Origin of the sequence: Cnuella takakiae (genome assembly GCF_001953305.1) — a bacterium.
Classification (GTDB): Bacteria; Bacteroidota; Bacteroidia; order Chitinophagales; family Chitinophagaceae; genus Flavisolibacter; species Flavisolibacter takakiae.
Genome location: NZ_MTFE01000010.1, coordinates 2936424 through 2961212, shown reverse-complemented (window position 1 = coordinate 2961212; position 24789 = coordinate 2936424). Strand labels below are relative to the sequence as shown.

Annotated in this window: 25 protein-coding genes; 16 read left to right on the top strand and 9 right to left on the bottom strand. The window is 50.3% G+C overall.

Going from position 1 to position 24789, the window contains the following annotated elements:
- Positions 1–19: 19 nt before the first annotated feature.
- Complete coding sequence (locus BUE76_RS12960; protein WP_073039782.1) at positions 20–904, bottom strand: ATP-grasp fold amidoligase family protein; 885 nt, start codon at positions 902–904, stop codon at positions 20–22.
- 180 nt (positions 905–1084) lie between these two features.
- On the opposite strand from BUE76_RS12960, the gene BUE76_RS12955 reads away from it, so the two are divergent.
- The 5 genes from BUE76_RS12955 to BUE76_RS12935 all read left to right on the top strand — a co-directional run bounded on the left by BUE76_RS12955 (position 1085) and on the right by BUE76_RS12935 (position 5497).
- Complete coding sequence (locus tag BUE76_RS12955; RefSeq protein ID WP_073039784.1) at positions 1085–1444, top strand: cupin domain-containing protein; 360 nt, start codon at positions 1085–1087, stop codon at positions 1442–1444.
- 86 nt (positions 1445–1530) lie between these two features.
- On the top strand, positions 1531–2841 hold the full coding sequence (locus BUE76_RS12950) for a M16 family metallopeptidase (RefSeq protein ID WP_073040301.1): 1311 nt from the start codon (positions 1531–1533) through the stop codon (positions 2839–2841).
- 35 nt (positions 2842–2876) lie between these two features.
- Positions 2877–4265 carry a M16 family metallopeptidase gene (locus BUE76_RS12945; RefSeq protein ID WP_073039786.1) on the top strand — a complete coding sequence of 463 codons (1389 nt, stop codon included), beginning with the start codon at positions 2877–2879 and terminating at the stop codon, positions 4263–4265.
- Positions 4266–4513: 248 nt separating this feature from the next.
- Positions 4514–4744 (top strand): hypothetical protein, encoded by a 231-nt coding sequence (locus BUE76_RS12940; protein ID WP_245798290.1) that lies wholly within the window; start codon positions 4514–4516, stop codon positions 4742–4744.
- A gap of 90 nt (positions 4745–4834) precedes the next feature.
- The gene (locus tag BUE76_RS12935) at positions 4835–5497 is read left to right on the top strand and encodes an NAD(P)H-binding protein (protein WP_073039790.1); all 663 of its coding nucleotides are present in this window, start codon (positions 4835–4837) and stop codon (positions 5495–5497) included.
- A 150-nt stretch (positions 5498–5647) separates the two neighbouring features.
- Here the strand turns inward: BUE76_RS12935 and BUE76_RS12930 are convergent, their stop codons facing one another.
- From BUE76_RS12930 to pdhA, 5 genes are all read right to left on the bottom strand, one after another.
- Positions 5648–6124 (bottom strand): EVE domain-containing protein, encoded by a 477-nt coding sequence (locus tag BUE76_RS12930; protein WP_083596356.1) that lies wholly within the window; start codon positions 6122–6124, stop codon positions 5648–5650.
- Between the two features lie 187 nt (positions 6125–6311).
- Entirely contained in the window at positions 6312–7031 is a 720-nt protein-coding gene (locus BUE76_RS12925; RefSeq protein ID WP_073039792.1) for a (Fe-S)-binding protein, read from the bottom strand.
- Between the two features lie 95 nt (positions 7032–7126).
- Positions 7127–7621: a 6,7-dimethyl-8-ribityllumazine synthase gene (gene ribH / locus BUE76_RS12920; RefSeq protein WP_073039794.1), complete on the bottom strand. Its 495-nt coding sequence runs from the start codon at positions 7619–7621 to the stop codon at positions 7127–7129.
- A gap of 73 nt (positions 7622–7694) precedes the next feature.
- A complete protein-coding gene (locus tag BUE76_RS12915; protein WP_073039796.1) occupies positions 7695–8381 on the bottom strand; it encodes a tetratricopeptide repeat protein in 687 nt (228 codons plus the stop codon).
- A gap of 29 nt (positions 8382–8410) precedes the next feature.
- Positions 8411–9406 carry a pyruvate dehydrogenase (acetyl-transferring) E1 component subunit alpha gene (gene pdhA / locus BUE76_RS12910; protein WP_073039798.1) on the bottom strand — a complete coding sequence of 332 codons (996 nt, stop codon included), beginning with the start codon at positions 9404–9406 and terminating at the stop codon, positions 8411–8413.
- Positions 9407–9690: 284 nt separating this feature from the next.
- Between pdhA and recF the strand changes: the two genes are divergently transcribed.
- A complete protein-coding gene (recF, locus tag BUE76_RS12905) occupies positions 9691–10788 on the top strand; it encodes a DNA replication/repair protein RecF (RefSeq protein ID WP_073039800.1) in 1098 nt (365 codons plus the stop codon).
- Positions 10789–10971: 183 nt separating this feature from the next.
- Here the strand turns inward: recF and BUE76_RS12900 are convergent, their stop codons facing one another.
- Positions 10972–12558 (bottom strand): peptide chain release factor 3, encoded by a 1587-nt coding sequence (locus tag BUE76_RS12900; protein ID WP_073039801.1) that lies wholly within the window; start codon positions 12556–12558, stop codon positions 10972–10974.
- Positions 12559–12847: 289 nt separating this feature from the next.
- Between BUE76_RS12900 and BUE76_RS12895 the strand changes: the two genes are divergently transcribed.
- The 5 genes from BUE76_RS12895 to BUE76_RS12875 all read left to right on the top strand — a co-directional run bounded on the left by BUE76_RS12895 (position 12848) and on the right by BUE76_RS12875 (position 17755).
- Positions 12848–13069, top strand: a complete 222-nt coding sequence (locus BUE76_RS12895) for a hypothetical protein (protein WP_073039803.1) — start codon at positions 12848–12850, stop codon at positions 13067–13069.
- 188 nt (positions 13070–13257) lie between these two features.
- Entirely contained in the window at positions 13258–14508 is a 1251-nt protein-coding gene (locus BUE76_RS12890) for an ABC transporter permease (RefSeq protein ID WP_073039805.1), read from the top strand.
- Between the two features lie 304 nt (positions 14509–14812).
- Entirely contained in the window at positions 14813–15802 is a 990-nt protein-coding gene (tsaD, locus tag BUE76_RS12885; protein ID WP_245798292.1) for a tRNA (adenosine(37)-N6)-threonylcarbamoyltransferase complex transferase subunit TsaD, read from the top strand.
- Positions 15803–15828: 26 nt separating this feature from the next.
- Positions 15829–16548: a tRNA1(Val) (adenine(37)-N6)-methyltransferase gene (locus BUE76_RS12880; protein WP_073039807.1), complete on the top strand. Its 720-nt coding sequence runs from the start codon at positions 15829–15831 to the stop codon at positions 16546–16548.
- An 82-nt stretch (positions 16549–16630) separates the two neighbouring features.
- A complete protein-coding gene (locus BUE76_RS12875; RefSeq protein ID WP_073039809.1) occupies positions 16631–17755 on the top strand; it encodes a redoxin family protein in 1125 nt (374 codons plus the stop codon).
- A 127-nt stretch (positions 17756–17882) separates the two neighbouring features.
- Here BUE76_RS12875 and BUE76_RS12870 read toward each other — a convergent pair whose 3' ends face one another.
- Entirely contained in the window at positions 17883–20234 is a 2352-nt protein-coding gene (locus BUE76_RS12870) for a TonB-dependent receptor (RefSeq protein ID WP_073039811.1), read from the bottom strand.
- A gap of 12 nt (positions 20235–20246) precedes the next feature.
- A complete protein-coding gene (locus BUE76_RS12865; protein WP_073039816.1) occupies positions 20247–20864 on the bottom strand; it encodes a DUF3347 domain-containing protein in 618 nt (205 codons plus the stop codon).
- A 257-nt stretch (positions 20865–21121) separates the two neighbouring features.
- On the opposite strand from BUE76_RS12865, the gene ureA reads away from it, so the two are divergent.
- From ureA to BUE76_RS12840, 5 genes are read left to right on the top strand one after another with little or no spacing between them, the layout of a single operon-like run.
- Entirely contained in the window at positions 21122–21424 is a 303-nt protein-coding gene (gene ureA, locus BUE76_RS12860) for an urease subunit gamma (RefSeq protein WP_073039818.1), read from the top strand.
- Positions 21425–21475: 51 nt separating this feature from the next.
- Complete coding sequence (ureB, locus tag BUE76_RS12855; protein ID WP_073039820.1) at positions 21476–21850, top strand: urease subunit beta; 375 nt, start codon at positions 21476–21478, stop codon at positions 21848–21850.
- Positions 21847–23568: an urease subunit alpha gene (gene ureC, locus BUE76_RS12850; RefSeq protein ID WP_073039822.1), complete on the top strand. Its 1722-nt coding sequence runs from the start codon at positions 21847–21849 to the stop codon at positions 23566–23568. Before ureB ends, ureC begins: the two co-directional genes overlap by 4 nt.
- A 9-nt stretch (positions 23569–23577) precedes the next feature.
- Complete coding sequence (locus BUE76_RS12845; protein WP_073039824.1) at positions 23578–24081, top strand: urease accessory protein UreE; 504 nt, start codon at positions 23578–23580, stop codon at positions 24079–24081.
- Complete coding sequence (locus BUE76_RS12840) at positions 24074–24763, top strand: urease accessory protein UreF (RefSeq protein ID WP_073039826.1); 690 nt, start codon at positions 24074–24076, stop codon at positions 24761–24763. Before BUE76_RS12845 ends, BUE76_RS12840 begins: the two co-directional genes overlap by 8 nt.
- Positions 24764–24789: the final 26 nt, after the last annotated feature.

Genomic DNA, 24789 nt, shown 5'->3' with positions numbered 1-24789 from the left:
TGAAACATTCCTGTAACAATCAGAATTTACCGGGTGTAAACCGGTTCCAATAGGAAAGCAATAATTGTTCGCCAGCTTCGGTGTAATCTTTACCCAATGCAGGCGTGGGGGTAAACTCACCAAACACGGCGCCCTGCGGTGTAGCATAAAAATCAATCCGCACAAAAATTTCATAAGCCTTGCTCAGGCGTTTGGCATCAGCCACCATCTGGTCAAAACAATGGGGTTTAGGAAGCAACTCTCCTTCAGGATAATGGGTGCGCAGGCGCTCTATGGGGGTCCATTTTTCGTCATAAAAATTGCCAAAACCTTTGGTAGGGCCGGAGCGCTGGATGACCAGGAAAGCAGCCAGCTCACCATTGAACAAATACATTTTGTAATCAACAGGAATCTTGTATTCGCCGGCTTCATTTTGCAGGAACTCCTCTACCACGAATTCGAGACTGGGGTTAGCGTCAAAAGCCTTTTGCAGGGCTGCTTTGATTTCTTCTGGCGTGTAAGGTTTGTTTTCCAGGATATTCACCCCGTCATTCATAAGAAATACCTGGTTGGAGTTGTGTCCTATTGTTGGCCGCATTACATATTGTGCAGGCAGCTGGGCAAAGTCCAGCGTGTTCAGATCGCGGCCTCTCCAATACAACTCCGCAACCTGACAGCCATGCTTTTTGGCAAACTCGCGGGCATTGAATTTATTACTCAGCTTACGCTGCCATAGCTGTTTGTCCTTCCAGATTTCTATGGGGTCTTCGGCAAAATGGATGGTATTGCGTACCTGTTCACCATCTTCGGTCTTCCAAAAACGGGCATGTCGCGCCCTGATTCTTTGTCCAAATTCCCCGTTGATGGTATCCTCTTTTTTTTCTTCTGTTTTGAAAATACGGCGAGCAATGCTTTTGATATTCATCGGTTTCGTTGTGATGGGTATGGTAAAAAGGGAATAAACTACAAATATATACCCCTAAACAAACAGCCTCATTAATTTTAATTGTTGCCATTGGCTGTAATTTGTGGGCCGTTAATAATTATAAACCAATTAGCAAGGCACTAATTGTCCTTATTACTATTCTCAACATAATACCTGTACATGCCACATTTTCACCAGAAGGCTCCATTCATTGTTCCTACCACCGATGGTAAACTGATCGAAGAACATTTTGGCGTTGTAGCTACTGCCAACATTGGTCACAGCATTGCCCGGATGGTGGCACCTCCGGGTTGGGGCGAACCTTTTCAAACACCCGATTTCGATGAATACACCCTGGTAAGCAGCGGCCGCAAACAAGTGGAAGCGGATGGGAAAACCGTAGTGCTGGAAGCTGGCCAAAGCATCTTTATTGCTGCGGGCACCAAGGTGCGCTACTCCAATCCTTTTGAAACCGAATGCCAGTATTGGAGCATTTGCATTCCCGCTTTTACCCCCGAAGGAGCCAACAGGGAGTCCTGATTTAAACTATCGGCTTCAATTTGATCACGCTCTTTGCATTCCCATTTAACCAAACCCGTATCCAACCGGGCAAACCGTTTACACACATGAGAAAACTGATCCTGCTGGCCCTGCTGGGCTTAAGTATGGGTAGCCAGGCCCAAAACAAGGCTTCCGACGTTCAGACCTTCACCCTTAAAAATGGGATGAAGTTCCTGGTGCTCGAGGACTTTTCCATTCCCAACGCCAATATGTACCTGTTCTACAAGGTAGGGTCCCGCAATGAACATCCGGGAATCACCGGCCTCTCGCATTTTTTTGAACACATGATGTTCAATGGCGCCAAAAAACACGGACCCAAGCAATTTGACCGGGTAATGGAATTCAATGGCGGCGCCAATAACGCCTATACCACCGAAGACATGACGGTGTATACGGACTGGTTCCCTGCATCGGCGCTGGAAACCATCTTTGACCTAGAGGCCGACCGCATCGCCAGCCTGAATATCGATTCGGCCATGGTGGAAAGCGAACGCGGCGTGGTGCTATCCGAAAGAAGTACGGGTTTGGAAAACTCGCCCTGGCGCCTGCTGCTGGAAAACGTGCAGGCTACTGCCTTCCAGGATGGACCCTACCACTGGCCGGTAATTGGCTACGAGCAGGACATTAAAAACTGGACAAAGAAAGACCTGGAATATTACTTCCGCACCTACTATGCTCCCAACAATGCCGTGGTGGTGGTTTCGGGCGGTGTAAAAACAGAAGACGTAAAAAGACTGGCAACAAAATACCTGGAACCCATTGCCGCACAACCGGCACCCAAGCCCGTGCACCTGGTGGAAAGCCCGCAACTGGGTGAACGCCGCATTGTGGTGCAGAAAGAAGTGGCAACGCCTTACCTGAGTATTGCCTACCGCACTCCAGCTACCCGCGATTCGGATTATTATGCACTAAAGGTGCTGGAATCGGTGCTGGCTGCCGGCAATTCCAGCCGATTGTATGCATCGCTGGTTGACCAGCAACAACTGGCCACCAGTGTATTCGTATACTTTGGTGAGTCATTTGATCCCAATCTTTTTTCCATCAATGCCGTAACCAATGCCGGTGTACAACCCGAAACATTGGAGCAGGCCATTTACACCCAACTGGAAAAGCTGAAGCGCGAAGGCATCACCGAGGCTGAGTTGCAAAAAATCAAGAACCAAAAAACGGTAGAACTCTACCGCCAACTGGAAACCATCAACGGTAAGAGCAATAATTTGGGTAACTACGAGGCATATTTTGGCGATTACCGCAAGCTGTTTGAAGCACCGCAGGAATACAACAAACTGACCACTGCCGACATCCAGCGGGTTGCCAACAAGTACTTGCGCAAAAGCACCCGCACTGTTGGCGTGCTCCAGTCCAATATCGATTAATGTGCTCACCCCAAATAACCGGTAATACAACCCACATGAAAAAGCTTTTATTCTGTATAACCCTGCTGGCCTGCTTCATTGCACAGTCGCAGCAAGCTGCCTTCAAACTTCCCCCCTACCAGAAATTCCAGTTGCCCAATGGCCTTACGGTGTACCTGATGGAACAAAAAGAAGTTCCCCTGGTGTCCGTATCAGCCATTTTTCCCGCTGGTGCCATTTACGATGCGCAAAAGTCGGGACTGGCTTCGCTTACTGCCTCAGCCCTGATGCATGGCACCCGCACCATGAGCAAGCAGGTGCTGGATTCCACCATCGACTACCTGGGTGCTGAAGTGAATACTTATGCAGGTAAGGAAAGCGCTGGGCTGAGTGCCCGTTTTGCCCGCAAAGATGCGGCTACTGTTTTGGGCCTGATCCGCGACATTGTACTGTCGCCCCGCTTTGACACGGCCGAATTCCGCAAGGAACAACAGCGCACCCTGGTGCAACTGGAGCAGGCCAAGGAAAGCCCCCGCCAGGTGATCGGCAACTATTTTGACCAGGTAATGTTTGCCGGCCATGTGTACGCCAATCCGGCCAGCGGTAACAAGGCGAGTGTGGCTGCCCTTAGCGCAAAGGATGTGGCTGCTTTTTACAAGGCACAATACCTGCCCAATGGTTCTGCCATTGCTGTTGCCGGCGATTTTGACAGCAGGGAGATGAAAAAGCTCCTGGCCGACCTGTTTGGAAAATGGACCAAGGGCAACCTGCCTGCCAACCTCGCCAACCAGCCCATAAACGCACCGGCATCTGCCAAAGTTTTGCTGGTAAATAAGGACGATGCCCGCGAAACTACCTTTTACATCGGTGCACCGGGTGTAAGCCGCAGTAACCCCGACCTGGTTGCCATTGATGTCATCAATACCATCCTGGGTGGTCGTTTCACCTCCTGGCTCAACGACGAATTGCGGGTAAACAGTGGCCTTACCTATGGTGCCAACAGCGGGTTCAGCAGCCTGAAGAATGGCGGCAGTTTCCGCATTTCCACTTTTACGGCTACCAAAAACACTGCGGCCGCCATCGACAAGGCCCTGGAAGTAATGCAGCGCCTGCACACCCAGGGTGTGGATGAAAACACTTTGGCATCGGCAAAGAACTATGTGAAAGGACAGTTTCCGCCCCGGTACGAAACTTCCGGCCAGCTGGCCGGCTTGCTCACCCAAATGTACTGGTATGGCTTCGACGAGTCGTATATCAACAATTTTCAAAAGCAGGTGGATGGCCTCACCACTGCCCGGGCCAAGGAAATCATCCAGAGGTATTTTCCAAAAGACAAGCTCCAGTTTGTGCTGGTAGGCAAAGCTTCCGAAATCAGGGAACTGGCAAAAAAATGGGGTCCGGTTACCGAGGTTAATATAAAGGAAGAGCAGGCAAAGTCATTTTAGATCCAGCCGTGCGTTGCAATTTATCAGTAGCTGGTAATACTGCAACCTGAACATTGGCAGAAGATAGGAAGACCACAGCCTACAGACGACAGACCACATGGGAAACCTAAAGGTGGTTTGTAGGCTGTAGGCTGTGGTCTTTTTGTATACGGTTCTGCCCCTGCAGGTAAATCAGCTCCAACGCCCTAAACCTCAGCCATACCTTATTATGGACTTGTATTTGCAGGGCGAAAGGAAAATGGTAAATAATGGAACAAACTTTCGAACTGTTGGTAGACAAAGTGCCGTACCGTGTTACTGCCGAGCCTTTTTCGTTTAATGAAGAAACCCGCTACCGGGTAACTTATAACGGTGGCGATGACCACATCTTTTACTACGATCCCTCCCTTGGCCGCCTGGCTCCCATTGATGATGATGCGGGTACCATGCCCGACAGCCTTGAGGTGGCCATTGCTGAGCGCCTGCAGGGAAAGCGCTAGCTTGCAACAAATGCCCGGTAAAGCCGGGCATTTGTTTTGCGATCCCTTTCCGGCAAAAAGAACTTTTTACCAACCTTTCAACCTTTATTTATGGCAACAGCCCTTGTACTTGGCGCTACCGGCCTGGTAGGCAAACAGCTTACCCAACTGCTGCTTACCGATGCCCACTGGCAGGAAGTACATGTTTTTGTGCGCCGGCCTACGGGTATCACCCACCCCAAACTACGGGAGCATGTCATTGATTTTGACCAGCCCGGGCAATGGCGGCAGCAGGTAAAAGGCACCGTTTTGTTTTCTGCCCTGGGTACCACCCTTGCTGCTGCGGGCAGCAAACAAGCCCAGTATAAAGTAGACTACACTTACCAGTACCAGTTTGCAGCCGCTGCGGCTGCCAATGGTGTGACACATTATGTACTCGTTTCTTCGGCCAATGCGGCAACCGATTCTTTTTTCTTTTACAGCCGGATGAAGGGTGAATTGGAGCGGGATATCAGCCAGTTATCTTTCCAGCATATTTCCATTATGCAACCTGGCCTGTTGGCGGGAGCAAGAACGGAAAAGCGGCTGGGTGAACAGCTGGCCTTGTCCCTGAGTGGTGCATTGCAGTTTGTGCCCGGTTTGGGCGTAACTAAATCCATCCAGGGTTTTGATGTGGCGCGGGCCATGATTGTTGCGGCCAGAACGCAGTTTGCAAAGCATAAGGTATACAGCATGAAAGAGCTGTTTCAACTGGTGCAGCAATGGCCCGTTTAAACAATAGCTCGGGGAATGGGCCTTCCAGGCGTTTTATAATAGTGTAAATGCAAACAGCCAAACAACAGCAACGGATTGTTCTTTTGCAGTTGTCTGGCTGTGTTGATACTTATTCAGTTCCCTTGAATATTAGCCTGGCTATGGGAGTTTTTATGTTCCCCTTTCATACTGCAAAACCAGCTCCCATTCTTCAGGGGTTACAGGCTGCACCGAAAGCCGGCCAAGCCTTAATAATGCCATTTGCTCCAGGCGTGGATCGGCTTTGATGACTTTGAGCGATACAGGATTTTGCAGCTTGCGCACTGGTTTAAAGTCCACAGCCGACCAGGTCTCTTCCTCCGACGTTGGATCCTGGTAAGCTTCCCGGATCACTTCGGCTACGCCTACGATCTCCAGGCCTTCATTGCTGTGGTAAAAAAAAGCTTTGTCGCCTACTTTCATGGCCCGCAGGTTGTTGCGGGCGGCATAATTGCGCACGCCATCCCAAAAGGTGGAACCATCCTGTACAAACTGGTCCCAGGAATATTTAAATGGTTCGGATTTGATCAGCCAGTAGGCAGCTCCTCCCCGGTCCTCCCCGGTAGGGACGGAGGTAGTAGCAGCAGTTCCTGATTGCTTTTTAGCCATATTCATTATTTAGGGTAGGATTTGTTTCAAATCTTTAAGAGGGACACACACTGGTTGCATTAGGTATTTCAGCCGTTCCAGAGGTTCCAGGAATTTCAAAATTTCAAATCCGCAATATTATTATGAATTATTCCTGTTCAAACCTGCGGGTTCCCAACTCCCTACGGGGAGGGCTGGGAGGGGCTGCTTACCAACCGCTCGCCAGCACATCGGCCAAATGCATGACCTTGATGTTGCTATTGTTTTTCCGGATATAACCATCCAGGTGCATCAGGCAGGAAAGGTCGGTGGAGATAAGGTACTCGGCACCGGTGGCTACGGCATTTTCCACTTTTTGTTCGCCCATACCTATCGAGATGGGTTCAAACTTAACAGCAAAAGTGCCCCCGAAGCCGCAACAGGTTTCCACATCCTGCATTTCGGTTAACGAAAGACCCTGTACATTATCGAGTAGTGTTCGCGGTTCCTGTTTGATCTTGCATTCGCGGAGTGCCGCACAGGAGTCGTGGTAAGTAGCCTGGCCTTGGAGGCGGGCACCAAAATCTGTCTTACCCAGCACATTAACCAGAAAATCGGAAAACTCGAAAATATTTGCACCGATCTTTTTCGCCTTTTCAGCTGCTGCTCCTTCGGTAAAAAGCTTACTGTAGTAGTTGCGTACAAAACCCACACAGGAAGCACTGGGCGCAACAATATAATCTTCGGTATTGAAGTCGTCCAGGAACTTGCCACAAATGGTTCTGGAATCATCCCAAAAGCCGGCATTAAAGGCAGGTTGGCCGCAACAGGTTTGGTTGGCATTATAGCTAACGGTACAACCGGCCTTTTGCAGCACTTTCACCATATTGAAGGCCGCATCAGGATAAAGTTGATCTACAAAGCAGGGAATAAACAGTTGGACGTTCATGAAAGCGGGGATGAATAATATATGATGAGTAAAAAGTGAGCAGCACAAATAAAAAACGAACGAGCAGCAAACAGAATTCTACTACCTCTTATTCATTACTCATCATTCAATGCTTCATTCAACACCATCATCTTCAAAGCCGTGATGGCCGCCTCTTCTCCTTTATGGCCATGGATTCCGCCAATACGTTCGCGGGCCTGTTCATCGGTGTTAACGGTGAGTACGCCATAAATTACCGGAACGGGAAGGTTCAGGTTCAGGTGGGTAACACCATCGGTTACAGTTTGGCACACGTATTCAAAATGGGGGGTACCACCACGTACTACGCAGCCCAATGCAATAAAAGCAGCCGGCTTTTGCTGGCTTTTTGCCCAGCAGCGCTGGATGGCAAAAGGGATTTCAACCGCCCCGGGCACCACCAAAGTTTTTGCCGCTATGCCGTACTGTTTCAATACGGCAAGGGCTCCCCTTTCCAGTTCGTCCACTACCGTTGCGTTCCACTCGGTCTTAACCAAAACAACAAGGGCATCCTGAACTTGCTGGATGCCCTCTACCTGTTGTAATAACTTGCTGTTTGCTACATCAGCCATAATAATTTCAGTTCAAAGTCTTTAATTGATAGTTCATATTTTGACTTTGATCTATCAACTAAAGACTGTTTACTTATTTGTATTGTCCCAACTGGGCCAGGTACTTGTCCGCCTCGAAACCACGTTCGGTGCGGGGGAATTTTTCTTTCAGTTCCTTGAACAGCTCAATAGCCTGCTGCTGGTCTTTTACCACGCGGTCGGCAAAATATGCGGCGAGAAAGAGGTATTCAGAAGCATTCACTTCATCGTCCGTAAAATGCCTGGCGGCCTTCTTGTACTGTGCCAGCGCATCGCTGTTCTTGCCCTGCTCGGCATAGGCATCACCCAGCAGTTTGTAGGCACGTGCCTGAACCATCTTGCTGTCGGTGCTGAAATCGCCCAGGTGCTTGGCAGCATCTGCTGGCTTTCCTTGCTTCAACAGCAGGGTACCGGCATAATAGCGGGCCAGGTTACCGGCCTTGGTGCCACCGTACTGGTCAATTACCTTGAGCATACCGGGATTTACACCATCGCCATTAAGCGCAACACCAATGGAATCGGAACGGAAATAACCTTCGGCAACAGCCAGTGCATCGGCAGCCTTTTTCTCTTTAGGTGCCTGAATCAGGTATTTATAACCCAGGTAAGCAGCGCCCAACACGATCACAGCCAGGGCTGCGATGGTAACGGTCTTGCCACTACGGGCCCAGAAGTCCCTGGCTTTTTCTACCACTACCTCGTTGTCGTTTCGGGTGGGTACAGTTTGATTTGTTTCTACCATGAAAATAAAATTAAAAAGGGCAAGCAGTATTAGTCTACAATGAAGGGATAATCTTGGTCGATGTACACATCTTTTAACACCTCGTCATCGCTGGGCCAGGGAGATTCTTCGGCAAACCGCACGCTTTCAACCACTGCGTCTTCTACACGCTTGTTAATGACTGCCAGTTCTTCAGGCGTAGCAAATTTGTTGTCGAGGATGGTCTGCTCAATGATGGCTACAGGATCCTTGGCGCGGTACTCTTCCACTTCGTCCTTGGTGCGGTATTTCTGGGGATCAGAAATGGAGTGGCCTTTGTAGCGGTAGGTTTTGATCTCCAGCAGTGTGGGACCATCGCCGGAGCGGGCACGCTTTACGGCACGGCTCATGGCTTCGTGTACGGCCTCGGGGCGCATACCATCTACCTGGTCGGCAGGCATTTCGTAAGCATCTGCCAGCTTGTAAATATCGTGTACGTTGGAGGTACGCTTCACCGAGGTACCCATCGCGTAGTTGTTGTTTTCGCAAATAAAGATCACGGGCAGCTTCCACAGCATGGCCAGGTTGAAGGTCTCATGCAGCATGCCCTGGCGGGAGGCGCCGTCACCAAAGAAGGTGAGGCAAACATTATCGGTGCCGTTGTACTGCTCGGCGAAAGCGATGCCTGCGCCGGTACCAATTTGGGCACCTACGATTCCGTGGCCGCCAAAAAAGTTTACATCCTTGCCAAAGAAGTGCATCGAGCCACCCTTGCCTTTGGCGCAGCCTGTAGCTTTACCATACAGTTCGGCCATGCAGCTGTTTACCGATACGCCTTTGGCAACCGCAAGACCGTGGTCGCGGTAGGCGGTGATAAAGGAATCTTCAGGCTTTGTTGCGGTCATACATCCGGCGGCAATTGCCTCCTGGCCCACATAGGAGTGGAAGAAGCCACGGATCTTGCCTTCCATCTTGTATTTTTCCTCAGCCATCAGTTCAAACTGACGGATCAACTGCATAAGTTCGTACCAGTACAGATAAGTTTCTTTCGAAAATTGTGTAGCCACGGTTGGAAATTTGAGGGGCAAAAATAAGGGAAAGATGAGAATATGGTAATAGGGTAATTAGCTAATGTGCCAATGTGCTAATTAGCTAATGGGATAATGTGCTAAAAAGATGCAGTACGCTTCTATAAGACATAGGCAATTAAGTTTTTTGGGACATTTGTACCAACACGAAAACCCGGAAAAAATCATCCTTTTCGACCGAAACTTTAGCACATTAGCAAAATAGCTAATTAGCCTATTACCACTTTGGCTCATTTTCACATTATCCCCTTTTCTTTGCAGCGTTGGACCTCCGTTGTCATTCCATATCGCTGTTTCAGTTCAAAAACTATTTCCACCAGGAGTTTCAGTTTACCGAATCCATTGTGGGTATTTGCGGGCTTAATGGCATGGGCAAAACCAACCTGCTGGACGCTCTGCACTATCTCTGTTTCACCAAAAGCTATTTTACCCGTCAGGATGCGCTGGTTACCATGCATGGCCACCAGGGTTTCCGGATCGAAGGCAAGTTCAATTTGCGCGGCCATGCCGAGCAAGCCGTTTGCATTTTGCGTGAAACAGGAAAAAAAGAGTTCTCGGTTGATGGGGATGCCTATAGCCGTTTCTCCAAACATATCGGCCGCTACCCTTGCGTGGTGATTGCCCCCGATGATGTGCAGCTGATCATCGGTACCAGCGAGGAGCGCCGCAAATTTGTGGATACCCTCCTCTCCCAGCTTGATCCCGATTACCTGCAATCCCTGATTAATTATACCCGGATCCTTCAGCAGCGTAATTCTTTTCTGCGCAACTATTCATCAGGCTTTGGGGGCCGCGACCTGTCGGTGCTGGACATTTTGGATGAACAACTATCCCGGGAAGGCAATTTTATTTTTGGAAAACGGCAGCACTTCCTGCTTGGATTTTTGCCTGCGGTAAAACAGTTGTACAACGAAATTGCCCGCCAGTACGAGCCCCTGCAACTTTTTTATGAAAGCGAACTGCACCATACCCCGCTGGAGCATTTGCTGCATACTACCCGCCAGAAGGACCTGATGCTTCAGCGCACTACGGCCGGCATACACCGCGATGACCTTACCCTGAATATGGCCGAGCAAACTTTTAAAAGCATCGCCTCGCAGGGACAGCGCAAGAGCCTGCTTTTTGCCCTCAAACTAGCGGAAGTAGATATTCTGCACCAGGAAAAACGCACCCCCCCTTTTATCCTGCTGGATGATGTATTCGAAAAGCTGGACGAGGAACGCATCTCCAACCTCCTGATGCGGGTATGTACGGAAAACGAAAGCCAGGTTTTTATCACCGATACCAGTTGCGAAAGGCTTACCAGCCAGCTGGAAAAATTGGGGCGGCCGTTTCAGATAATAGAGCTCAAACAGCCCTGACACCCCCTGTCCCCCTAAAGGGGGAACTTAGGCCGGAGTGTTGCCATTTTTGCTCCATACGTTAAGGCGAAGTTTTTATAAACAACAGTGCCCCTCTGCTTAGGAGGGGCACTGTTGTAATCAGACTGTTTGACCTAAGTTCCCCCTTTAGGGGAACAGGGGGTGTGAGCCGGGAGGTGAGGTTTACTTATTCACCTCACTCGTAAAATGAAACTCGATCTCCGGGTTATTGTTTCTTTCGGTATTCAGGAACCATTCGCTTTGGGCCAGGTACACCAGCTGCTTGTCCTTGTCTTCCGCGATATTGGCCTGTTTGAACCGGGTAAAGTCTTCCAGTTTCTGGGGGTCGTTGCTGGTGATCCAGGTGGCCTTGTAAAAAGGCAGGGAGTTGAACTGTACCGATGCGCCGTATTCGTGCAGCAGGCGGTACTGGATTACTTCAAACTGGAGCTCACCTACGCACCCGATGATCTTTTTATTGCCGCCAAACTGGGTAAAGAGCTGGGCCACACCTTCGTCCGTGAGCTGCAGCAGGCCTTTTTCCAGTTGCTTAGTTTTCATCGGGTCCTTATTGATCACCTCTTTAAAAATTTCGGGTGAAAAGGTTGGAATGCCCGTAAAGAAAAACTCCTCGCCTTCGGTGAGGGTATCACCAATTTTGAAGTTTCCCGTATCAAACAAACCCACCACATCGCCGGGATAAGCATCATCAACCACGCTTTTCTCGCGGGCCAAAAACGTGTAAGGATTGGAGAAGCGTACATCCTTATCCAGCCGTACGTGGTGGAAATATTTATTGCGCTCAAACTTACCCGAACATACCCGCAAAAAGGCAATCCGGTCGCGGTGCTTGGGGTCGAGGTTGGCGTGTATTTTAAAGATAAAGCCGGAAAACTTGTCCTCGCCCACCCCTACCTTGCGCAGGTTGGTTTCCCGGTCGCGGGGCACGGGGGCAATACGTATAAAGGTGTCCAGCATTTCCTTAACGCCAAAGTTGTTGATGGCCGATCCGAAAAATACCGGCGCCACATCACCCGACAGGTAACTGGCAACATCCAGTTCGCCGTAAACGCCGTCAATCAGTTCCACATCTTCGCGCAGGAGGTCGGCATCCTTCTTCCCTACTTTATCATCTAATTGGCCATCGTTGAGGTCGGAAATAGAAATGGTATCTTCATCTGTTGCCTTGGTATTGGCTGTAAACAGGCGCAGGCTGCGGTTGTGGAGGTCGTAAACCCCCTTGAACTCCTTACCCTGGTTGATAGGCCAGGTCATGGGATGCAGGGAAATAGACAGCTCCTTTTCAATCTCCTCCAGCAGGTCGAAGCGGTTCTTACCATCGCGGTCCATTTTGTTGATGAACACGATCACCGAAGTTTTACGCATGCTGCATACCTGCATCAGGCGGCGGGTTTGTTCTTCCACACCATTTACACTGTCCACCACCAGGATCACCGAATCCACGGCAGTGAGGGTGCGGAATGTGTCTTCCGCAAAGTCCTTGTGACCCGGGGTGTCCAGCAGGTTCACCAAGGTATTCTGGTACTCGAAGCTCATAACCGAGGTGGCTACCGAGATACCGCGTTGCCGCTCAATCTCCATAAAGTCGGAGGTTGCGGCCTTTTTTATTTTATTGCTTTTCACCGCGCCGGCTACCTGGATGGCACCACCAAAAAGCAGGAACTTCTCGGTAAGGGTGGTCTTTCCCGCATCGGGGTGCGAGATGATGGCAAAAGTGCGGCGGCGGCTGATTTCCTGTTGATACTTCATGGTGGTAAAAACCCGCCGCAATGTTGGGGCGGGGTCATTTTGCGGCTGCAAAGGTAAGGCATGGCAGCCTTTGGGCAAGAGGAAAGAACCTTAAGGGGCATAAGGCATTGAAGAGAAAGTTGCCCTGATTATAATCATTCAGCCTTAACAACTTATATAGAAATTTCGGGGAAAGCACAATGGCCCGAACGGGCGAAAATTCCCCAGAATGTATCTGGTACACCTTTGACCATAGGGTACATTGCTCCGGCATAGTTTTAGGTCCATAAGGGTTGTAACGTTAATTGCTATGGAACAAAATCGGGAAAACGGGAACCGAGGCGGTCATCCCGGTGGTGGTTCTTACAACGATTCGGGCAGGTCTTCGGCTGAGCAGGGATTTGAGGGTATGAACTTTGAACAAAGAAGAGAACCCTACTTTAATAAGCGCCAGCAGCAAAACAGTCATCCTACTAAAGATGATATGTCGGGCAGCAGCGAACACAAACAAGATGACCGTTCCCAACATTAACAAAGCAGAGGTAGGTGGGTACCGTGGATGAATAATGATTAAAGAAAGGAAATGATCCAGGAAAGTACCGATTCTGCTTTTTTTATAACATAAAAGGCCGGCAATATTGCCGGCCTTTTTGTTGATTACCGGTAGTATGCTGGTGCAGGGGGCGCAAAGGTTCCCGGCAATTCGGTTACATTTGTTGCATGCGCCAGAACCTGGAAATTATCGTGAACAGCTTTAAAATGGCTTTTCAGGAATTATGGAAAAATAAACTCCGTGCTTTCCTTTCCCTTTTTGGTGTCACCATTGGCATCTTCTGCATCATCGGGGTGCTGGCTACCGTCAATAGCCTGGAGTACAATATCCAGAACGAAATCAAATCGCTGGGCACCAATACAATTTATATCGACAAATGGGACTATTCGGCAGGCGGTGGCCCTGATTATCCCTGGTGGAAATATGTAAACCGGCCGGTTCCCAAATACAGGGAAATAGAAATGATCCGGGAGCGGACCCCCTCGGCTTCCGCCGTGGCATTTGTAAATAATACATCCGGACAAGTGGAGTTTGGCAGCAATGTGCTGAACGGCGCAGTGATATATGGTATCACAGAAGACTTTCCCGCCATTCAGCCGGTAGAAATTGCCTACGGCCGGATGCTCACGCCTTCCGAATTTGAGCAAGGCGCCGGCGTTGCAGTCATTGGAAATGAAATTGCCGAACAACTGGTGGGTGATGCCGAACGGGCTGTTGGCAAAATCATTACGGTAAGAGGACGAACCAACCAGGTGATTGGTGTAATTAAAAAGCAAGGTGGCCAGATGCTGGGTGGTTGGCAACTGGATAAATCGGTGATTTTTTCTTACCAGTATGGCCGGACCATTATGAACGAGCTAACGGCTGACCCCTTGATCCTGGTAAAAGGAAAAGAAACCACCAGCACCGCCCTTTTAAAGGATGAACTCACCATTGCTCTCAGGGGCATCCGCAAACTGACGCCCACACAGGAATTAAATTTTGCCCTCAACGACATCAATGAATTCAGCGAGGCCATGAGCGGCATTTTTGCCAGCGTAAATATTGGCGGCTGGGCCATTGCAGCCCTCTCCCTCATCGTAGGCATGTTTGGCGTAGCCAATATCATGTTTGTAACGGTAAAAGAACGAACCAGCCAGATTGGTTTGAAAAAAGCCATTGGCGCCAAGCCCCGCGTTATCCTGACCGAGTTCCTGATGGAGTCCGCGGCCTTATGTCTCATCGGTGGCTTCCTGGGTATTTTGCTGGTTTACCTACTCACCATTGTCATTAGCAGTGCGCTGAATTTCCCCATTTTCATATCCACAAGCAACATGATTTTGGCCATTTCTATCTGTATCATCGTAGGCGTTTTGGCGGGCATTATTCCGGCTTCCCAGGCTGCCAAGATGGACCCGGTTGTGGCCATCAGGAGTTAAATCCACCCCCTGTTCCCCTGAAGGGGGAACTTAGGCCGGAGTACCTTTCTTGTTTTCTATGGGCATTTTGCAGGGTTAAATGGTATGCTTAGTGATTTTTTATTAAACACTTAAGAACTGAAGTAATATGTCATGGGCTGTGTCTACACAGCCCATTCGCTTTTTAATACTTTGCCCCAGGTCTACACGCATTTAACCGGTCTAAGCTTGCCCTATCTTCGCACCGATGAATTTGGAAACTGAACAAGGAAACTCCGGCCTAAGTTCCCCATTCAGGGGGACATGGGGTGTTGGTGTTACAATTTTGGCCATTGAATCTTCCTGTGATGAAACCTCGGCTTCGGTGTGCCGGGATGGCAAGATCCTTTCCAACTATATAGCCAACCAGACCGTACACGAACAATATGGCGGCGTGGTGCCCGAGCTGGCTAGCCGGGCACACATGCAAAACATCGTACCCGTAGTAGACCTTGCGCTAAAGCAAGCGAATGTTTCCCTTCCGGAAATTGATGCCATTGCTTATACCCAGGCTCCGGGCCTGATCGGCTCCCTGCTGGTGGGCAGCCAGTTTGCCCGGTCCCTTGCCATTGCAATGGACAAGCCCCTGATTGCTGTTCACCACATGCAGGCGCATGTACTTGCCAATCTCATTGGTGACCCGCAACCGGCATTTCCTTTTTTATGTTTGACCGTTAGCGGCGGCCATACCCAAATTGTGTTTGTGAAAAGCCCTTCCGATATGGAAGTGATTGGCGAAACACTTGATGATGCAGCCGGTGAGGCATTCGACAAAACGGCCAAGATCATGGGCCTTTCATACCCTGGCGGCCCCCTGATTGACAAATATGCCCAATCGGGCAATCCCAAAGCTTTTGCTTTTGCCGAGCCTCAAATTGAAGGACTTGATTTTAGTTTCAGTGGCTTAAAAACTTCCGTGCTGTATTTTTTGCAAAAGCAGCAAAAAGAAAACCCAGACTTTGTTACCAAACACCTGGCTGACATCTGCGCTTCTATCCAACACCGGATTGTAACCATCCTACTTAACAAATTGAAGAAAGCGGCCCTGCAAACAGGCTGTACGCGTCTTTGCATGGCTGGCGGTGTATCGGCCAATAGCGGGCTGCGTAAGGGATTAAAGGAATTAGGTGCCCAACATGGCTGGGAAGTGTTTATTCCAGATTTTGAGTACTGTACCGACAATGCCGCCATGATTGCTATTACAGGATATTACAAATACCTGGCAGGTACCTTTACGCCCTTAGCGGAAAGCGCCAGTGCAAGGGCTACCTGGTAGTTTGTGTAAATGATATCCATCGAGGTATGCCCAACCCCTACTTTCAATTCAAGCAATTCTGCATCCGGCACGACCGCTGTGCCATGAAGGTAACCACCGACGGTTGCCTGTTTGGGGCATGGGTAGCCCACCAGGCTGCAGGAAAAACATATGATGCAGCCCTTGACATCGGAACGGGTACCGGCTTATTGTCGCTGATGGTAGCGCAGCAAAATCAAGTACCTATAGATGCGGTGGAAATCGACCCGGAGGCAGCGGCACAGGCAGGGGAGAATATTGCCGCCAGTCCCTGGCCCCAACAGGTGAACGTAATAATGGGTGATTTCCTGAAAACATCTTTTTCCCGGAAATACCCCCTGATTTTCAGCAACCCGCCCTTTTACGAGGGAGAACTGGCGTCCACCCACCAGGGACGCAACCTGGCCCATCATGCTGGCGGATTGCTGCTCAAGGACCTTTTTGCCAAAACCTACAACCTGCTTGAGGCAGATGGCCAGGCCTATTTGCTCCTGCCAGCCAAAAGAACCCAGGAAATAGTCAAGCTCATCTCCGATTCTGGTTTCCACCTGGCACAGGTGGTAAGGGTACATCAAACACCCAGTCATGCGCCATTCCGTTTGATGATGCAATTATCGAAAAGGGCACCGCAGATGCAAACAGAAACCAGCCTGCTTATTTGTACAGAAGACAAGAACTATAGTGCCGCATTCACGGAACTTTTGAAAGATTACTATCTCTATTTATAATCCTGCTTTCCTTTTTGCTTGTATGAAAACGGCGGCTAATGCTTAAGCCTGTTGTGCTTATATTAGCATAAAGCTTGTCACCATGAAAAAAGGAACCCTGCTAACTTCCTTACTCCTATTGTTTTTGCTGCCCGTTTTGGCCTTAGCGGCAGATGATCATCCAACCATTGCCATCGGAACCAAGGCACCGTCCTTTTCCCTCAAAGGCGTAGACGGTAAAACCTATACCCTTGCGTCATTTAATAGCGCCAAACTGCTGGCCATCGTATTTACCTGTAACCACTGCCCTACTGCCCAGGCTTACGAAGACCGGTTGATTCAACTTACCAAAGATTATGCAGCAAAAGGCGTTGCTGTTGTAGCAGTATCGCCCAACGACCCCAAGGCTGTACGGTTGGATGAACTGGGTTATACCGACCTGAGCGACTCTTATGCCGAGATGAAGCAAAGGGCAAAGGAGAAAGGATACAATTTCCCTTACCTGTATGATGGCGATATGCAGGCCATGGCCAAAGCCTATGGACCCGTAGCTACCCCACATGTTTTTATTTTCGACAAAGAACGTAAGCTGCGCTACCAGGGCCGCATCGATGATGTGGAGAAACCCACCAAAACACCCAACAGCCTCGATACCCGCAATGCGCTTGACGCCCTGCTCCAGGAAAAAGAAGTGCCGGTGGCTACTACAAAGGTTTTTGGCTGCTCGGTAAAATGGGCCGAAAAAGAGGAAGGCAACAAAACAGCCATGGAAGGTTGGATGAAAGAACCCGTGGGTTTGGATATGATTGACGAAGCCGGCGTAAAAGAGCTCCTGGCCAACAAAGGCGACAAACTCCGCCTGATCAATATTTGGGCTACTTGGTGCGGGCCCTGCGTGGTTGAGTTCCCCGATTTTATGAGCATCAACCGTATGTACCGCGGAAGGGATTTCGAGTTTGTTTCCATTTCCGCTGACAGCCCTGAAAAGAAAGATAAAGTGCTGAAGTTCCTGCAGGGAAAAGGTGCATCCAATAAGAACTACCTGTTTTCGGCAGACGACAAATACAAACTGATTGAAGCAGTGGACTCCAAATGGCAGGGCGCCCTCCCCTACACCATCCTGGTGGAGCCCGGCGGAAAAATTGTTTACCGCAAACAGGCCACTATCAATCCCATGGCCATCAAGAAGATGATCGTGGATCATCCCTTGATTGGAAGGGTGTATTAAGTACGAAGGTGGAAGTGCGAAGTACGAAGTTGGAAGTGCGAAGTGCGAAGTGCGAATTTCAAAGTACAAAGTAAACAGCCGGTTCTTGATGTGACCGGCTGTTGACTTCGTACTTCTTACCTCCGACTTAAAACTTAAAGTTCCAGGTAACGGTAGGAATAATTGGGAACAGCGACACTTGCCTCGCTTCTACCTTCAGGCTGCCATCAAGCGGGCTGCCGGTTTGGTCGAAGTAGAGGAAGTAAGGATTGAGCCTGCTGTACACATTATAAATGCTGAACACCCATTGGGTACCGAGTTTCCGGTTTTTATTCTTGTTGGGGGTAAGGGTTGCACTCAGGTCGAGGCGGTGATAAGCCGGTAAGCGGTAGGCATTGATGCGGCTGAATGCCTGTGTGAGCACTCCTTCAACAATATAAAACCGTTCGGGCAGGGAAGTGGCATTACCGGTACCATAAACAAAGGCACCACCAAACCGCCATTTTGGACTGAGTTCGTAAGTACCTACTACGGAGAGATCATGGCGGCGGTCGTAACGGGCCGGGTACTTTTTGCCTTCATTCAATTGTGGAAACTGCCGCCAGGTCCAGGAAAGCGTATACCCAACCCAGCCGGTCAGTTTACCCCGCACTTTGTTGATCAGGAACTCGGAGCCATAACTCCAGCCCTTGCCAAAAACAAATTCCTCTTCGGGGTCGGTGAGGCCGGGTGTGTAGCCTTCGCGGTACTCGATCTGGTTTTGCATAGACTTGTAATACACTTCTACCGAAGTTTCAATAGCATTATCCTTCAGGTTTTTAAAATAACCCAAAGCATACTGCCAGGCAATCTGCGGTTTTACCCGGAAGGTACTGGGCACCCAAAGGTCGGTGGGCAGCGTAGAACCAGAATTGCTTACAAGGTGTATGAACTGGTAATTGCGGTTTACCGCCGCCTTGATGGAAGACGCGTCATTTATCTGGAAACGCATAGTGGCCCTGGGCTCCAAACCCTGGTAGGTTTTGATCAGGTCGCCACTGCCATACACGGTGCTATCCAGCTTATTGCGGTTGGCGTCCCGCTGGAAGGCCGTATAAGGACCCACCTGGCTGAAACCGGTCCACCGCAGGCCATAGTTCAGCTTTATCTTTTCGCTCAGGTCCCAATCGTCCTGAATGTACAGGGCGTTTTCCCAGGCGTATTTATTGTCCTCATTGCTGGGCGTAAATACCACCGAATCCTGGTTCCCGCTGAGTACATTGGGCGTAAAGCGGTGGTAGGTGGTTTGACCCCCAAACTTCATCTTGTGCCTGGGTGCCGGGTAATAGTCAAAATCTACCTTGGCATTGCCATCGCGGATGCCGGAGGCGAGGGTGAAATTCAGGTTATCCTGCCTCGCAGTAAACCGGAACTTATAATCATTGAACACCACCGTAGTGTTGGCAAACAGTTTATTGCTGAACACATGGTTCCACCGCAGCGTTGCCGTGCTGTTACCCCAAGGAATCTTGGCGCCAAAAGATCGGCGCTGGTTGTTGAAATCAAAAACATCGCGGCCAAAGTACCCGCTTAGGTAGAGCCGGTCTTTTTCCGAGATCCGGTAGTTGATCTTGGCATTAAGGTCGTAAAAGAAATAGCCAGAACCGTAGAAATCGGAAGTTTTTTTGATAAATGGCCGGGTGAGCGCATCCACATAAGTGCGGCGGGCCGATACGATAAAGGAAGCTTTGTCCTTTACCAATGGTCCCTGCAACGAAAGCCGCGATGCAATCAGGCCGATGCCGCCTTCCCCTTCAAATTTGCGGCTATTGCCGTCCTTCATGGTAATGTCCAGCACTGAAGACAGCCTGCCGCCGTACTGTGCAGGCATGCCGCCCTTGATCAGGGAAGTATTTTTGATAGCGTCTGAGTTGAAAATGGAGAAAAACCCAAACAGGTGGCCGGTATTGTACACCACGGCATCATCCAGCATGATCAGGTTTTGGTCGGCACCACCACCCCGAACGTAAAAACCGGCATTCCCTTCACCCGCATTGCGCACACCGGGCAGCAGTTGCAGGGTTTTCAGGATGTCCACCTCGCCCAGGAAGGCCGGGATGTTCTTGATCTGGTTGATGGACAGATCGATACGCCCCATTTGAGCGTTCCGCACGTTCTGGTCGCGGCGGCGGCTATACACCTTTACTTCGCTCAGGGCACTGCTGGTGGATTGCAACAAGATGTCGAGCCGCTGGTCCTGTTGCAGGTTTACCGGGTAACCCTGGGTGATATAACCCACATGGGTTACTGCCAGCACATAGCTGCCGCTATCAAGGGTCAGCGAGAAAAAGCCATACTGGTTGCTGCTCACCGAAAGGTTTTTACCCGATACCGCAATGGTGGCACTGATCACCGACTCGCCGGTAGCACTGTCGCGCACATAGCCGCTCAGGGTCATCTTTTTCTGGGCCGTTGCACCCAGGCAAAGCATCACCAGCATTAAGGAAAGTAATGGTTTCATGCAGGGGTTTGCTTATTTGCCGTGGGCAAAATCAATGGAGTCCTTGGTTTCGCCACATTCCAGCATGCCGCTCTTGTATTTAGGATGCTGGGTGCCCAGGTAAGGATTACGGATGGCCGCGGTCTGGCTCAGCCAGTTGCCGGTGCCGTCATCGTTAAAAGCCATGGGGCATTCCTGCAGGTAAATGGTGGCAGCATCGTAGCGTACCGTACGCAACAGGTTGTACAGGTTTTGCGACAGGGTGTGAAAAGCCCGGCGTTTGGCTTCCAGGCCGGCAGCGGCTTCCATGCTGGTGGTTCCCTGTTGTACCTGTGCCAATAAAGGTCGGGCAGTTTGCTGCAATGCCTCATCTCCCTTCAATTCAGAAAGGGGAAAATGAGCCAACCTGTCCTTGAGTTGGGTGGTATGTATTTGCGCCTTTGCCGAATCCCAGTTTACCAGGGCATCCGAAAGGGCATAATAGGCATTCAGTACCGAGTCTACCGACTGGTTGAAAGCAAGGCTATGTTTGCTGGCCAAAGGCTGCGAAAGGGCCGCAACCTCATTATCGGGTTTGGGTTTGGTTTCCCAAAAATACCAGGCAGCAACGCCAGCCAGGGCCAAAACTACCAGCAGGACAATCTTTTTCATACAAGGTTTCTTTGTGCAAAAATAGCTGTATCGGTGATGGGTACACCTAACAGGTCTTCAAGACCTGTTAGGTGTTAAAACCTATAAGGTTTTTGAAACCTTATAGGTTTATGGAGATCAGCAAACCTTGAAGGTTTTCGAAACCTTCAAGGTTTATCAAACTGTTGTACATTCAAACGCGGAATCCAGAAAAGCATTACTTGCCGTTCTATTCCCGGTTGCCTGTCCCCGTTATCTACCCAATTCAACCACAGCTTATGCATTTGTCTCCAAGGGAGTCGGAAAAACTATTGATATTCCTGGCCGGTGAGCTGGCGCAAAAACGCAAGGACCGCGGACTCAAACTCAACTACCCCGAAGCGGTCGCTCTGATCTCCTCGCACCTGCAGGAAGCTGCACGCGATGGCAAAACCGTTGCCGAACTGATGCAGTACGGCACCACCATCCTGACCCGCGAAGACGTGATGAGTGGCGTTCCTGAAATGATCGAGGAGATACAGATTGAAGCTACGTTCCCCGATGGCACCAAGCTGGTCACCGTACATCATCCCATCAGGTAGTCCAAGGGAAAAAGCATACTCCCATACATTCATCTTCTAAAACGGCAGCGCATGATTCCTGGAGAATATTTCCTTGCTTCCGAGCCCATCACCGCCAATGTGGGCAGGGCAACCGCAACAGTTTTTGTTACCAATACCGGCGACCGGCCCGTGCAGGTGGGCTCGCATTTTCACTTTTTCGAAGTAAACAAGCACATGGCTTTTGAACGCAGCCTGGCCTTTGGCATGCGCCTCAATATTCCCGCCGGCACAGCGGTTCGCTTTGAACCCGGTGAAGAGAAAGAGGTTGAACTGGTCGCTTTTGGCGGTCAGCACATCCTGCATGGCTTCAGCAACCTGGCAGGCGGCGAAACAACCAGTGCCGAAGCCCGTGAAGCGGCTGTAGCAAAAGCCAATGCTGCTCATTTTAAAAACACCACTTCATGAGTTTATCCATCAACCGGCATAAATACGCCAGCATGTACGGCCCCACAACTGGCGACAAAGTGCGGCTGGGCGATACCGAACTGCTGATCGAGATCGAAAAGGATTTTGCCCATTATGGCGATGAAGCCAAGTTTGGCGGCGGCAAAACCATCCGCGATGGCATGGCCCAATCGGCTACTGCCCTGCGCAGCGATGGCGTACTCGATTTTGTGATCACCAATGTCATCATCATCGACCATTGGGGTATTGTAAAAGGCGATATAGGGATCAGGGATGGCCGCATCGTGGGCATCGGCAAGGCAGGCAACCCCGATACCATGGATGGTGTTTCGCCCAATATGATCATTGGCGCTTCCACCGAAGTGCATGGCGGCGCGGCGTTGATTGCCACTGCCGGCGGTATCGACACGCATATTCATTTTATCTGCCCCCAGCAAATAGAACATGCCCTGTACAGTGGCATTACCACCATGATGGGCGGCGGCACCGGCCCGGCCGATGGCACCAATGCCACCACCGTTACGCCGGGTGCCTGGAACATGCGGCGGATGCTGGAGTCCGCCGATGCCTTTCCTATGAACCTGGGTTTCTTTGGTAAGGGTAACTGTGCCACCACGGCTCCCATTGCCGAACAGGTGGAGGCGGGTGCCTGTGGCCTTAAGATCCACGAAGACTGGGGCTCCACGCCTGCCGTAATTGACGCCTGCCTGCAGGTAGCCGACCAGTACGATGTGCAGGTAGCCATACATACCGACACCTTGAATGAAAGCGGCTTTTTGGAAGATACCATGGCAGCCATAGCAGGCCGTACCATCCACACCTTTCATACCGAAGGCGCCGGTGGCGGGCATGCCCCCGATATTATCAAGTCGGCCATGTACCCCAATATCCTGCCCTCTTCCACCAACCCTACCCGGCCCTTTACCATCAACACCATCGACGAACACCTCGACATGCTGATGGTATGCCACCACCTCGACAAATCGGTGCCCGAAGATGTGGCATTTGCCGATTCGCGCATCCGGCCTGAAACCATCGCCGCAGAGGATATACTCCACGACATGGGTGTGTTCAGCATGATGAGTTCCGACTCGCAGGCCATGGGCCGCGTAGCCGAAGTGATTACCCGCACCTGGCAAACCGCCCACAAGATGAAAGTGCAGCGGGGCAGCTTGCCCGAAGACGAGGGCAAAGGCCATGATAATTTCCGGGTAAAGAGGTATGTAGCCAAATACACCATCAACCCCGCCATCACCCATGGCATTAGCGACACCGTAGGCTCATTAGAAGCTGGCAAACTGGCGGATTTGGTTTTGTGGAAACCCGCCTTTTTTGGCGTAAAGCCCGAGATCATCATCAAGAGCGGCATGATCATCGCCAGCAGAATGGGCGATCCCAATGCTTCCATACCAACGCCACAGCCCGTATTGTACCGTCCCATGTTTGGCGCTTATGGCAAAGCTTTGTTCCAGTCCTGTATCACCTTTGTTTCGCAGGCATCGCTTGATAATGGAGTAGTAGCTTCCTATGGGTTGCAAAAACAGGTGCAAGCTGTAAAGGGTTGCCGCAACATCTCCAAAAAAGACCTGCTGCTCAATGATGCTACCCCAGACATCGAGGTGAACCCCGAAACCTACGAAGTAAAAGTAGACGGCGTACACCTTACCTGTGAGCCAATGGCAGAACTGCCGCTTACCCAACGTTATTTTCTTTTTTAACCAACAAGGATGGTGATACAAAAAGTGCTTGGTAAAAAGGCGGATTTCCCCCCTCATTTTGTGGTGGATACAGTAAGCCTGGAGTGGTTTGAAACAGGAAAAAAGATCCTGCATAAACGCAGTGCTTTGGGCAAGGAAATCGTGCTGAAAAGGATCAATGAAACCGCCGCGCTGGAGCAGGATGATGTGGTAAATTCAGATGAACAAACGATTTGTGTCATCAACATACTACCCTGCAACGTTATCCGCATCCAACCCAAAACCATGTACGCCATGGCACAGGTGGTATATGAGATCGGCAACAAGCACCTGCCCCTCTTTTACCAGGACGACTGCCTGTTGGTGCCGTTTGAAAAGCCCCTGTTCCAGGTACTGCAGGCTGCAGGTTTTGAGCCCATTGCCGAAACCGCCAAACTGCTCCATCCATTGAAAACAACGGTTGCGCCGCATGGCCATGGCAACAATAATCCCAGCCTGTTTTCCCGTATCCTGCAAATGACCCAGAATGGCTGATCTATCCCTGCTCAGGCTTTTACAGATAACCGACCCGACGCTTCCCATTGGTGGCTTTTCCCATTCCGCAGGTTTGGAAACCTATGTGCAGCAGGGCGCTGTGCACAACAAGGCCACGGCTTTAGCTTTTATCGAGGGACAATTGCGGCACAACCTGTCATTTAATGATGCGGCTTTTGTTTCGCTGGCTTTTGATGCTACCGTGGAAGATAACATAGCGGTAATCGCGGATCTTGACCAAACCTGTACAGCTCTTAAGCTGCCCAGGGAAATCAGGGAAGCCAGCCAGAAGCTGGGTTTACGGTTGATTAAAATATTGCAGCCCCTGGTAGCCAATAGCTGTGGCGCAGCATACCTGCACATGATCCGGCAAAAAGAATGTAGTGGCCATTACTGCATCGCCTTTGGCATCTATGCCGCTGCCATGGGTATTGGCAAAAAGGAAGCGCTCACGGGGTTCTTTTACAATGCCGCTGTAGGCATGGTTACCAATAGCGTAAAACTGGTACCGCTTGGCCAGCAGGATGGACAGGAAATCCTGTTTTCCCTGCAACCACTGATGGATGAATTGGCAACCGCTACAATAACTCCTGACCCGGAATTGCTTGGCCGCTGCTGTACCGGCTTCGACATCCGGAGCATGCAACATGAAGGCCTTTATTCGAGATTATACATGTCCTGATAAAACCTGCCCTTTAGGTAACTCAT